Origin of the sequence: Acinetobacter psychrotolerans (assembly GCF_048552595.1) — a bacterium.
Lineage (GTDB): Bacteria > Pseudomonadota > Gammaproteobacteria > Pseudomonadales > Moraxellaceae > Acinetobacter.
Genome location: NZ_JBIMDK010000006.1, coordinates 93,109 through 106,145 on the forward strand (window position 1 = coordinate 93,109; position 13,037 = coordinate 106,145).

At 34.8% G+C, this 13,037-nt stretch carries 11 protein-coding genes; 4 read left to right on the top strand and 7 right to left on the bottom strand.

Features of this window, described 5'->3' with window-relative positions:
• Positions 1 to 21: 21 nt before the first annotated feature.
• On the top strand, positions 22 to 873 hold the full coding sequence (locus ACG94X_RS07545) for an SDR family oxidoreductase (RefSeq protein WP_419383126.1): 852 nt from the start codon (positions 22 to 24) through the stop codon (positions 871 to 873).
• 58 nt (positions 874 to 931) lie between these two features.
• On the opposite strand, the gene ACG94X_RS07550 is transcribed toward ACG94X_RS07545, so the two are convergent.
• The 6 genes from ACG94X_RS07550 to uvrB all read right to left on the bottom strand — a co-directional run bounded on the left by ACG94X_RS07550 (position 932) and on the right by uvrB (position 8,359).
• Positions 932 to 1,612, bottom strand: coding sequence for a hypothetical protein (locus ACG94X_RS07550; protein ID WP_419383127.1), 681 nt, complete (start codon positions 1,610 to 1,612; stop codon positions 932 to 934).
• Positions 1,613 to 1,624: 12 nt separating this feature from the next.
• Positions 1,625 to 2,329: an MFS transporter gene (locus tag ACG94X_RS07555; protein ID WP_419383208.1), complete on the bottom strand. Its 705-nt coding sequence runs from the start codon at positions 2,327 to 2,329 to the stop codon at positions 1,625 to 1,627.
• A 421-nt stretch (positions 2,330 to 2,750) separates the two neighbouring features.
• Complete coding sequence (locus ACG94X_RS07560; protein WP_419383128.1) at positions 2,751 to 4,208, bottom strand: glyceraldehyde-3-phosphate dehydrogenase; 1,458 nt, start codon at positions 4,206 to 4,208, stop codon at positions 2,751 to 2,753.
• Positions 4,209 to 4,509: 301 nt separating this feature from the next.
• Positions 4,510 to 5,454, bottom strand: coding sequence for an EamA family transporter RarD (gene rarD, locus ACG94X_RS07565; protein ID WP_419383129.1), 945 nt, complete (start codon positions 5,452 to 5,454; stop codon positions 4,510 to 4,512).
• A 160-nt stretch (positions 5,455 to 5,614) separates the two neighbouring features.
• The gene (locus tag ACG94X_RS07570) at positions 5,615 to 6,187 is read right to left on the bottom strand and encodes a lipocalin family protein (RefSeq protein WP_419383209.1); all 573 of its coding nucleotides are present in this window, start codon (positions 6,185 to 6,187) and stop codon (positions 5,615 to 5,617) included.
• Positions 6,188 to 6,337: 150 nt separating this feature from the next.
• Positions 6,338 to 8,359: an excinuclease ABC subunit UvrB gene (gene uvrB / locus ACG94X_RS07575; protein WP_419383130.1), complete on the bottom strand. Its 2,022-nt coding sequence runs from the start codon at positions 8,357 to 8,359 to the stop codon at positions 6,338 to 6,340.
• A 345-nt stretch (positions 8,360 to 8,704) separates the two neighbouring features.
• On the opposite strand from uvrB, the gene ACG94X_RS07580 reads away from it, so the two are divergent.
• The 3 genes from ACG94X_RS07580 to ACG94X_RS07590 all read left to right on the top strand — a co-directional run bounded on the left by ACG94X_RS07580 (position 8,705) and on the right by ACG94X_RS07590 (position 12,646).
• Positions 8,705 to 9,484, top strand: a complete 780-nt coding sequence (locus ACG94X_RS07580) for an A1S_2505 family phage non-structural protein (protein WP_419383131.1) — start codon at positions 8,705 to 8,707, stop codon at positions 9,482 to 9,484.
• A gap of 102 nt (positions 9,485 to 9,586) precedes the next feature.
• The gene (locus ACG94X_RS07585) at positions 9,587 to 11,002 is read left to right on the top strand and encodes a sensor domain-containing diguanylate cyclase (RefSeq protein WP_419383132.1); all 1,416 of its coding nucleotides are present in this window, start codon (positions 9,587 to 9,589) and stop codon (positions 11,000 to 11,002) included.
• A gap of 198 nt (positions 11,003 to 11,200) precedes the next feature.
• Positions 11,201 to 12,646: a sensor domain-containing diguanylate cyclase gene (locus tag ACG94X_RS07590; protein ID WP_419383133.1), complete on the top strand. Its 1,446-nt coding sequence runs from the start codon at positions 11,201 to 11,203 to the stop codon at positions 12,644 to 12,646.
• Positions 12,647 to 12,739: 93 nt separating this feature from the next.
• Here the strand turns inward: ACG94X_RS07590 and ACG94X_RS07595 are convergent, their stop codons facing one another.
• The gene (locus ACG94X_RS07595; RefSeq protein ID WP_419383134.1) at positions 12,740 to 12,922 is read right to left on the bottom strand and encodes a hypothetical protein; all 183 of its coding nucleotides are present in this window, start codon (positions 12,920 to 12,922) and stop codon (positions 12,740 to 12,742) included.
• Between the last annotated feature and the right edge of the window lie 115 nt (positions 12,923 to 13,037).

Sequence of the window (13,037 nt, forward strand, 5' to 3'; positions counted from 1 at the left end):
AACAACACTCTAGGTGAAAACATGAAATTTGCAATTACTGGCGCTACAGGTCAACTCGGTGAATTGGTTATTCAAGCACTATTAAAAGAAATTGATACTAAAAATATTATTGCCTTAGTTCGTAATCCAAACAAAGCTGAATCATTAAAAAATCAAGGTATTGAAATTCGTTTATTCGATTATGATCAACCTGAAACACTCGTCACCGCATTAGTTGGAGTCGATAAATTACTACTTATTTCTGCTAATGAGATTGGTCGTCGTACACCACAACATAAAGCTGTAATTGATGCAGCGGTCACTGCAAAAGTACCTTATGTTGCCTATACGAGCTTACTTAATGCAGATAAAAGCGCACTCGGTCTTGCCCAAGAACACCGTGAAACTGAACAATTGATTCGACAAAGTGGGCTTGAATTTACATTCCTTCGTAACAATTGGTACAACGAAAATTATCTTGCAAACGTTAAACATACAGCGGAAACAGGAACGCTTTACGGAAGCGCCCAAAATGGAAAAATTAGTTCAGCTTCCCGTTTAGACTATGCAGAAGCTGCCGCCAAAGTGCTTAGCTCAAAAGGTCATGAAAATAAAACCTATGAGCTTGCAGGCTCAAGTCATTTCACCCTTACAGACTTAGCGTCTTATATTGCCTTAGCATCAGGTAAAACTGTGCAATATCAAAACCTCAGCCCTGAAAATCATACCCTAGCACTTCTAAATGCTGGTCTACCAAAGGAACTCGTAGAGGTTATTGTAGATGCGGATGTACAAACTGTAAACGGCGCAATGTATAGTGAAAGTAAAGACTTAGAACATTTGATTGGCCGAAAAACCACAGATATTCAAGATCAAATTAAGAATTTATTTTAATCATTTAAAGATAAAATGAGCTTAAAATAAATTTTTAAGCTCATTTAATTTAGAAAAATTAATGATGAATATTACTGATTGGTAAATCAATATTCATCATTAAATCTGCGGTAGATTGCCTTTGCGTATTGATCATCGTGGCATTAAATGTTGCGATTTTACGCATCGTAATAGCATCATCAATATTGAGACGAGGTTTAAATTGATGGTTAACATCGACTTCTATTACTTCATCAAACTGAAAAGATGCCGACCCATCAAATAATACGGTCACTGGAAGCTGATAGCGGCGTTTTATCGTAAAAGGCACAGTCAAATGCACTGGGACATCAATTTTCAATGGAAATTTTGGTAAAAGCTTATTCTGATAAATCAGATCAGTATTGGTTTCTAATGGCATGACTGTTTCAATATTAATTTTAGTTTCATAATCAATATCTACTGAGATAGGTGTGGTCACTCTAAAAGCCAAATCTGCAAGATATTCACCTTTTAACGGTAAGTTCAATTTTCGCTGTATATACAAATCTGTATCTAATAGCCCTCGAGCTTGGGCTTGCAAATGGTTCCCCACTTGAATTTTTGTAGGTAAGCGATCTGACAATTGGATTTGCGCATTTTGTGCAGAAACTCGCATAGATGCTTGAATATTTAAATAGAGCCAAACTAAAGATGCAATCAGCAATACTACAACCACAAAACTGACCAACAAAGCCCGAACTGAACTAAAAATCTCCATGAATCAACCTCATTATGGTTTTATTTTAGCTTGTTCATTGACAACAGCATCGTGTCTAGAAAGTTTCAAACTGCTTAAGGGAATCTTCAACTGACCTTTTTCAATTTTAACTGGCAAGGTATTTTGCACATCAACGGTTGCTGCTAACGCAGATTTAATGGGTACATTCAGATGACCTTGTATCGGAATATTCGTCTTAAGCGTAGCAATTAGAGGAATTTTTAAATTTTCTTTCAATACTGTTTTTACAAGTGCTTCAAACTTCAAATGAACTTGTTGGTTTAATGGTACTTTTAAATCAATTGGTACATCCATTCGTATCGGAATTGTTCCTTTTAAAGGTAAAGTCACATCTTTACCTAATATTTTGACTTTAACTGTAGTATCAATCGGCATGCTTTGATCAATTTTCAAAACCTCTTGAACTGGAATAATAGTCTGAATTGGAACCATGTTGTCGAAATACACCCGAGGTGTTAATGTCTGCGAGATAGGCAAATCTAGATTTTCATGAATAGGGATTTCAGCATTCACTCGCCCCATAACATCAACATTCAGCGCATCATGAATCAATACACTGGCTTGTAATGGCTCTTTCAGATCGATATTGACAGACTGATTTTCAAGCGGAATATAAATACTAAAATATTTAAATACCCAAATTGCAATCAATACTCCACATAATGTCGCCATGACAATAAAAGTGGCTGCCGCCATAATTCGCTTGAGTTGCAAAATTCAGTCCTTGAATCTTTAATTATTCATGCATTTATTCTAAAGCGTTTAATAAATTTATCTGCTGTTTTATGTATAACAATTAATGACTTTTTATTTATTAAATTACCATAAAATCCAATATAAAATAAATTCTAGCCCATGTAATCTCCTCACTAACAATAATACATATTTATTATAATTTAATTAAATTTCAATAATTTACAAATATTTAATCCAAACTTAAATATTATTTATACTGCCACATATCACTGACTATAAGTGATTTTATACTTTACAACATTTGATAATGATGACACCTAAAGTCTGGATCCAAGATTATAATTAAGGCATTAAAAAACCCATAAATTGTTTCCAACTTATGGGTTGAATTTCAAGCTATTAGGCTCGTAGTATTTTTACATTAAGCATTTGTTTCAGCAGGAACTTTTGGATAGCTTACACCACACATTTGTTCAGCGATACGTAAAACTTGGCAGCTATAACCCACTTCATTGTCATACCAAACATATGCAGTTAAACGGTTACCAGAAGTAATTGTTGCTTGCGCATCAAATACACCCGCAGTACGCGAACCGATAAAGTCAGAAGATACAACTTCAGTTGAATTTGTATAACCGATTTGACCTTGAAGACTCGAGTTAATCGAAATTTGACGAATATATTCGTTCACTTCTTCTCGATCTACTTCTTTATCAAGTGTCAAATTCAGAATAGCAAGAGATACGTTAGGCGTTGGAACACGTACAGAGTTACCTGTCAATTTGCCTTGTAACTGTGGCAATGCTTTAGCAACAGCTTTAGCAGCACCTGTTTCTGTAATCACCATGTTCAATGTAGCAGCACGACCACGACGATCTGCTTTATGGTAGTTGTCAATTAAGTTCTGGTCATTGGTAAATGAGTGAACTGTTTCAACGTGACCATTTAACACTGTGTATTTATCATTGATGACTTTCAATACAGGTGTAATTGCATTAGTCGTACAGCTTGCAGCAGAAATGATTTTGTCTTCATCTAAAATGTCAGTATGGTTTACACCAAATACAACATTTTTCATTTCGCCTTTACTTGGTGCAGTTAAAACAACACGAGCAACGCCTGCACATTTTAAATGTTGTGCAAGACCTTCAGCATCACGCCATTTACCAGTGTTATCAATCACAAGTGCATTATTGATACCGTACTCTGTGTAATCTACTTCAGCTGGGCTAGATGCATAAATGACTTTAATGAAGTTACCATTGGCAATGATTGCTTCATTTTCTTCATCTACAGAAATTGTTCCTGCAAATGGACCATGAATTGAATCACGGCGTAGTAAAGATGCGCGTTTTTCTAAATCACCGTCTGATGATTTACGAACAACAATCGCTTTAAGGTTTAAACCACGACCCAAACCAGATTGGCTAATGATTAAACGAGCTAAGATACGACCAATACGACCAAAACCATAAAGAACAACATCTTTAGGTTCAACAAGCGCAGGACGACCTTCTAAAGATTGAACCGCTTGAGCAACAAAAGCATCGATATCGCCGCCTTTATCTTTATACTCAACAGCAAGTTTACCTAAATCTACTTCTGCAGAACCAATATTTTCAAGCTTAGCTAAAGCTTCTAAAATAGGGAAAGTATGAATAACTGAAAGTTCAACATCCATCATACGCGTACGACGGTGTGCTTTTAAAATTTGAATCACAGAACGATTCACTAAAGAACGACCGTACACAGAAGTCACAATGTTTTTTTCACGGTATAATTGACCGATTAGTGCAATCATACGTTCCGCGATTTCTTCACGGTTTTCCCAGCGACCTTGGTGCTCTGCGTGTAGGGCGATGATAGTGTCTTTGCTCACAGATACGTCCTCTATTTTATGTATATCTTGACAGGGATTTTTAACGAGACAATTGTAATGTAAATCTCATTTAGTTGAAATCAAAACCCATCACATTTTATAAAATAATTTAATACTTAGCATTTTATTGGAAATTATTATCTGATTCATAAAACTAATTTTTTAATGAATATTATTTTACAACCCTCAATAAAAACTGCAATTACAATGTTCATATCCACACAGCCATTTAAATACAGATTTTAATGTCCGAGCAAGATATCAAATACCTTAAGAAAGCTTAATTCACTATACTGTAAGCTCAAATTTCATTATCATTTTTGCTTCTCTGCAGAGAATTGTTGATATTTCTTTGTAAATCCTGAATATTTTTCTTTTGCTTATACAAATGCAATCCACCTTCTAAAACAAGAATAGCAACGGCTACCCAAATAGGAATGTAGGTAAGCCATTCATCAGCAGAAATCGATTCACCTAAAGCCAGTGCAGCCAATGCCAATAATACGGGTTCTAAATAGCTTAATAAACCAAACAATACCATGGGTAAATAACGACTTGCGAGAATATAACTACCTAAACCAATTGCACTGAGTAAGCCTAATCCAACCACAACAAGAAATAAAGATGGCGTATCTATAAATTTACTATAAGGCGCTAATCCAGTTTGCGTAAAATAGATTGCAATAGGCATACAAATGAAAATATCCCACCAAAAACCGCCTAAATTATCAGTATTTATCTTTTTCCGTATGAGAAAGTACAGCGAATATCCAATAGCAACACTCAGCGTTTCCCACGCAATACTACCCAATCGCCACAGTTCGTGCCCCACGCCAAGCACCGCAAAAGCCACAGCAACGATCTGAAATTTTGATAATTTTTCTTTGTAAACAAGACTGCCAACTAAAACCAAGACCAAAGGTAACAGAAAATATCCAAGTGAAACTTGTAAACCACGCCCATTCATCGGCCCCCAAAGGAATAACCACAATTGAAAGCATGTCAGAGCGGAGGTAATACTCAATAATAATAACAGCGCTGGTTTTTTTATGATTCGTTTATAAATGGTTTTAACGTGAACAAAATCGCCAATCAACAGCATAAATAAAGTCAAAAATGGCAAAGTCGAAATAATGCGCCAACCAAAAGTTTGTTGACTGTCTAAATCACCTAATAATTGGGTGTAAAAATATAAAATACCAAATGTGACCGATGCCAATACAGACAATGCTACGCCCTTAAACATCCATCACCTCTTTGTTTATAAATACCGCTGCATTATAAACACTCTCACCATTATATCACTTGAAAATTCAATTAATTTAAATAGGCTTAATTCAAAACCTGCAAATTGCTATAGAGAACTACTCGATCATAAATATGCTTTATCAAAAAACATTTAAAGTTTAATTTTGCTCAGTTTGTTTAGTACGAATTAAATCTTTTAAGTTAAAACCAACTCTTTGTGCATAACGTAAATATTCAGTCACTTTTGCTTCATCTGGATGAGGATCACGAGATAACAACCAAAGGTATTTACGCTTAGGCTCACCCACTAAAACCATTTGATAAGCTGAATCAATTTTTAAAACCCAATAATCACCGCGCCCCACAGGCATCCAACGGACAGATTCAGGCAGAAAACTCACTTTTAATTTAGAATTAAAAGGTTCGTTCACCACAAAGCCTTCACCTAGAGAACGGAGAATATTTCCTTCCATATCCGTACAACGATTATCTACTGCAATATTGCCGTACTCATTTACCGTATAGCGTGCCGTTACGTCTTGAGCACATTCTTTTTGAAAATACATTGGTTTACGTGCAACTTCGTACCAAAGTCCTAAATACTGGCTCAACTCCACCTGTGGAACTGCTGCTAAGGTTGAATTTTCTGCATAAGTATTTGAATAAAAAATAGAACTACAACACATTGCAGTTAAAATTATTAATTTTTTAAAGTTAGCAATACTGGGTATTCTTTTTAAAGGTTGCACTGACTACCCCCATGATCATTCATTATTTCTATATTTATTAAAATAATCAGAAATTTAACCTCAAACTGTAGCTTTATGTATCTCATCGTCATTCTAAAGCTACAGTATTGAATTGATTTTACATTTCAAAAGTTACTGCAACATGCGCGCCTTTAAACGTAAAATTTCATCACGTAAACGAGCAGCCTGTTCAAATTGCAACTCTTTAGATGCTTTTAACATCTCTTTTTCCAACTTAGACATATGCTTGCTCAATAATTTTGGATCTGAAAGCAAATGCTGTTCGTCTGCAGTTAATGCTCCATTTTGTGCAATGCTATTTGCATCAATTTGGTCATCTTCAAGCACTTCACCGCTATCAATTTCTTTAATGACTTGGCGAACTGCACTACGTGGAATAATGCCATGCTCTTCATTATATTGAATTTGCTTATTACGACGACGTTCGGTTTCGTCTATCGCCTTGCGCATTGAATCGGTAATTCGATCTGCATAAAGAATCGCTCGACCATTAATATTACGTGCAGCACGACCAATGGTTTGAATCAATGAACGTTCAGAACGTAAGAAACCTTCTTTATCCGCATCTAGAATCGCAACTAACGACACTTCAGGCATATCTAAACCTTCACGAAGTAAGTTAATTCCAACCAATACATCATGTACGCCCATACGTAAATCGTGAATAATTTTAACTCGCTCTACCGTATCAATATCTGAATGTAGATACGCCACTTTAACGCCATATTCTTTTAAATACGACGTTAAATCTTCTGCCATACGTTTGGTTAATGTTGTGACTAAAACACGTTCATTTAACTCTTTACGAATATTAATTTCTGAAAGAACATCATCCACTTGGGTTAAAACTGGACGTACTTCAATTTCAGGGTCAATCAAGCCTGTTGGGCGAACCACTTGTTCAGCCACTTGCTCAGCTTTTTCTAACTCATACTTTGCAGGCGTTGCACTGACATAAATTGTTGCCGGTACTATGCGTTGCCATTCTTCAAATTTCATTGGACGGTTATCCAATGCGCTCGGCAAACGGAAACCATAATTCACCAAATTTTCTTTACGTGAACGGTCACCTTTATACATTGCACCAATTTGCGGAACAGTCACATGCGACTCATCAATAATGAGTAAAGCATCATCTGGAATATAATCAAATAAAGTCGGTGGTGCTTCCCCCGATGGACGACCAGATAAATGACGTGAATAGTTTTCAATACCATTGGTATAACCCAATTGCTGCATCATTTCCAAATCATATCGTGTGCGCTGTTCAATGCGTTGCGCTTCAATTAATTTGTCATGTTCTTTAAAGTAAATTAATCGTTCAGCCAATTCTTCACGAATCGTCACAATCGCCTTTTGTAAGTTGTCTTTTGGTGTTACATAATGACTTTTTGGGTAAATCGTGACTCGTGGTGTTTTACGGACTAGTTTACCTGTTAATGGATCGAACCAACGAATCGAATCTACTTCGGCATCAAATAACTCAATACGAATCGCATGTTGATCAGATTCTGCTGGGAAAATATCAATAATTTCACCACGTATACGATATGTACCACGTAAAAACTCAAGTTCGTTACGAGTATATTGCATTTCCACTAAGCGACGAATAATGTCATCACGACTCATTCGATCGCCTTGTACAATATGCAACAACATACTCATATAGGCGTTTGGATCACCCAAACCATAAATTGCAGATACAGAAGCAACAATAATCGCATCACGACGTTCTAATAATGCACGTGTTGCCGAGAGCCGCATTTGATCAATATGATCATTAATTGCTGAATCTTTTTCAATAAATGTATCTGAAGAAGGTACATAGGCTTCGGGTTGATAATAATCGTAATAACTCACGAAATATTCAACCGCATTGTTTGGAAAAAAAGCTTTAAATTCGCCGTAAAGTTGTGCTGCAAGCGTTTTATTATGTGCCATCACAATGGTTGGGCGCTGTGTTTGCGCAATCACATTCGCCATTGTATAGGTTTTACCAGAGCCCGTAACACCAAGCAAAAGTTGATCATGAAGACCTTTATTTATGCCTTCGACTAACTTTGCAATTGCCTGAGGTTGATCCCCAGCAGGTTCATAATTTGTGACAAGTTCAAAGGGTTGACCATCTTGCATACTAAAATTTCTGAAACATATTGACTATTCTATTATGAGGGCAAAATAAAGCCATACAACAGCAATATTATAAATTTACTCATTTAGCTGACTTCGTAAAATTTGAGCTGGCTCATAATTCAACTACGTTACTTTTATCAAATAGGCTTTTGCAATGTATATGCCTTTAATTAAGCTTTTTCCACTTATTTTCTAGATTATTTTATAAAATTATACTTGGTTAAAAACTGGCTTAAAATTAAAATTTGACTAAATATTTCCAAACGATAAATCTTCATAATTTTACTTGACCCTTTCTAAAATCAATAGCAACATGGAAATAAGCCGACTAATTAGATGAAAAATATGACCTACCAATATCATGATGAAAGCATAATCAAAAATTTAGCAGAAGATACGGTTTTTGTATTTGGTAGTAATTTGGCAGGTACGCATCAAGGGGGTGCTGCGAAAACAGCACTACTACATTTCGGGGCAATGAAAGGTGTAGGTCGTGGCTGGTCTGGACAGAGTTTTGCAATTCCAACCATGAACGAACATTTACAACAAATGCCCCTTTCTCAAATACAACATTATATTGATGATTTTAAAATCTATACCAAAAACCATCCAAAAATTAAATATTTCATTACATCAGTCGGTTGTGGTGTTGCAGGTTATAAAGTTGAAGAAATTGCACCGATGTTTAAAAGTATTTCACGTAATGTTATTTTCCCTCAATCTTTCCGTCCTTTTGTTGAAAAAACATTACCAAAACTGACTCAGCACTTATTACAAAGCTTCATTACAGATGACCTTATTTTCAGCTCAGACATACAACAAGCCATCCAAGATTTAGATTTGACCGATGCAGAGAAAAGTTTAGCAACGATTATTCTTAATACACCGATATATCCAGAAGACAGCAATGGACGTGATCGTGAATTTGAAATACAAGATATTCTCCATAATTTAAATGGGAAAATTTTTGATATTGAATTAAATACGAAGACTTCGATGGTTTTTGGTGGCGCAATTTTAGCTTTACTGGAACTCTATCATTTGAATGAAAATGATTTTATTGATGTCTGGAAAGGCCAACGAAATATTGCTCCTCCTAAAGCTGAAAATCATGCAAAACGGTAAATATACATAAAACTATTAAATTAATTTTACAGATTTTAAATTCCCAGTTACATTGCACAGGATTCAATATATAAATTTATAATCCTTACCTTGAGAATAACGATGGATAAATTAGAATTATCAATATTTGATTTATCCCCCATTGCAATGTGGATTCAAGATTTTAGCGGTGTTAAAACTATCTTTGAACAATGGCAAGCTCAAGGTATTCAGGATATTCGGCAATATTTACTTGAAGATCCTGAACGCTTGCACCCTTGTCTTGCTACGATAAAAACAATTCACGTCAATCAAAGTGCTTTAACTTTATACGAAGCTGAAAATATAGAAGAAATTTTACAAAACTTTGCACAGCTACATACAGAAAAAATTAGTGTGCATCATGCACATTTTTTTGCAGATCTATGGAATAAAGAAAAAATTTGCTCAATTCCTGCTATCAATTACACCTGTACAGGTAAACAAATTGATATCCAGCTTCGTGCCAACATCTTGCCTAATTACGAGGAGAATTGGGAGTGTTTACTACTCACAACAGAAAATATTTCAGATTATCAAAATGCTCGACGCTTTGCCGAATCTATTTTCCTCAACTCACCTACTGCGCTTTGGGTGAGAGATTATAGTCATATTAAATTACTTTTTAACCAACTGAAAAAAGAAGGTGTTTATAATCTTGAAGACTATATTTCCCAACATCCTCATTTTGTAAAAAAATGCTTTGAAAATATTAAAAATATTCGGGTAAACCAATCATTGCTAGATCTTTTCAATGCCGATCACGAACAAGATTTTTTTCAACATTTGTGGCACATTTTTAGAGAAACCAGTCAACAAAACTTTCATGCACAATTATTAGCATTATGGGATGGTAAGCATCAACAACAACGTGAATGTGAGTACCAAACGGTCCATGGCGATCTGCTGAATGTTCATGAAAAACTGGTTGTTTTTCCAGACTCACAGCACAATTGGGACACGATACAAATCGCATATACCGACTTTACTAAACGGAAGACCTTAGAAGATCATCTTTTATACATCAGTAAACATGATCAACTCACACAATTATATAACCGCACTTTTTTTAATAATGAAACTTTCTGTATTCAAACACCGCAGCATGCTCCTATTTCATGTATATTTTTAGATATTAATGGCTTAAAAGAAATTAATGATTTATTAGGACACGATCACGGCGATGAAATGCTACGCAGATTCGGTAAAATATTAAAAAATGCAATTAAAAATACCGCTTATTCTGCTTCACGCATTGGTGGTGATGAATTTGTTATTCTTATGCCGAAATCAACTCAGCATCATATTGAAGCATTACTTCGTATGATTCGATTTGAATTAGAAATAGATCAATTAAAAAATCCAGATTTACCGATTCATGTTGCGATTGGATATGCTACAACAGATGACCATAAGAATATTGATGAAATATTAAAGAAAGCAGATCAAACCATGTATAAAAACAAACGAGCTTACTATTTACTCAGTGTAAATAAATAATTCCATCGCTTAGATATTTTTAAAATATCATTCATATGAGTAGTTGATAAATCCATATTTTTTTTGAAAATTAAGTCTCATTATTAATAATAAATACAATTCAAATTACAATTAATATATTTTTATTATTTTAAATCACATATTTTTAAGCTATATTTTCTCTAACATAAAATTTAAAAAACATATGAGAATCCTCCAATGGAGTTTATAAATTATTCGATATTTGATATATCTCCTATTCCAATGTGGCTAGAGGATTATAGTGAAATAAAACAGCTATTTAATGAGTGGAAAAAACACGGCATTTCGGATTTGCGAAGTTACTTAGAAGAACACTCAGATCAAGTTACTCTTTGTGCACATAAGATTAAAATAATACAAGTGAACAAAAAAACATTGAGTCTTTTTGAAGCAAATAATCAAAATCACCTATGCCAAAATCTTAACCTTATCTTTAGACAAGAAATGTTTAAATCTCATATTAATGAGCTGGTTTCACTTTGGGATGGGCATACAGAGTTTTTAAGTACTACTGTTAATTATACAATTTCAGGAAAAAAACTGGATATTAAATTGCGTGGCATTGTTTTACCTGGTTCTGAAAAAAACTTAGACCGCGTTTTAATTACCACAGAAGATATCTCAGATTATCAAAATGCTTGTCGCTTAGAAGAAAAAAATCGCCAACTGGCTGAATCACGTTTTATATATTCACCTACTTCTTTATGGGTTGAAGATTTTAGCCGTGTGAAAAAACGTTTAGACCAATTAAGAGAAATCGGGATTGAAGATTTAAGAACTTTTTTAGATGTGCATCCCGATTTCGTCAAACAATGTATAGAAGACATTATCTTGCTTGACGTAAATCAAGCAACATTAGATTTATTTAAAGCCAATGATAAAGATACTTTATTTAAGAATGTACACAAAATTTTCTCCAACGAAATGTACCAAACTTTTCGTGAACAATTGATTGAATTGTGGAATGGTAAAATTCACCATCAACGTGAAGCGATTAACTACGCACTCGATGGTTCGATTCGTAATGTTCTGCTGCAATTTACCGTGTTTCCGGGTTATGAGCATGATTGGAGTGTCGTTCAAGTCGCTTTAACGGACATTACTGCACGTAAAAAGGCAGAATCTTATTTAGAATATTTAGGTAAGCATGATGTTTTGACCAAACTATTTAATCGTTCATTTTATACAGAAGAGCTTAACCGTTTAGAACGTAGTATTTTGCGCCCTATTTCAGCAATTTTCATTGATATGAATGGCTTAAAAACAATTAATGATGATTTTGGTCATGATGTCGGTGATGATCTACTGAGACGAATGGGTAATATTTTAAATCGAACAATTTCCAATACCAGCTATACAGCATCGCGTATTGGCGGCGATGAATTTGTGGTTATGATGCCAGGAGCCAATCAAAAAACCGTTGAATCCATCATACTAAACGTAGAGGAACTACTCAATATTGATAATCAATATTACGCTTCGCAACCGATTAGCATCGCAATTGGTTATGCAACGACACAGGACCATGAAAATATTGAAAATATGCTCAAACGTGCAGATATGCTCATGTACCAAAAAAAGAAAAATTATTATCAATATTTTTTAGAACATGAACAGTCTTAATATTTTAGTGCCTTCTCGGTGTCAAATGAACAGTCATAAATTACATAAGGTCTTGCCCTAAAATAAAAAACAGACCATAAGGTCTGTTTTTTATTAGCGTTTACCAAATGAACGACGTGTACCACGCGGTGGCATCCATGTTCGATCAGCATATGGCGTTGGTTTTGGACGCATATCTTCAACTTCTTCATCCGCACTTTTTGCATCATTTGCTTGCTTAATTGGAAAAGGTAAATTAACCAAAGGTTTTTTCTTGGGAGTATTTTGGGTGCTCATGTGATTCACTCAATTTAAACTGCCACTATTGTACGGAAATTTACGCTCAGATGCGAGTTCTCATCAGTTTCAGTCAGCAATTGTATTCTCTTCACACAGTATTTTTTAAGTTTCG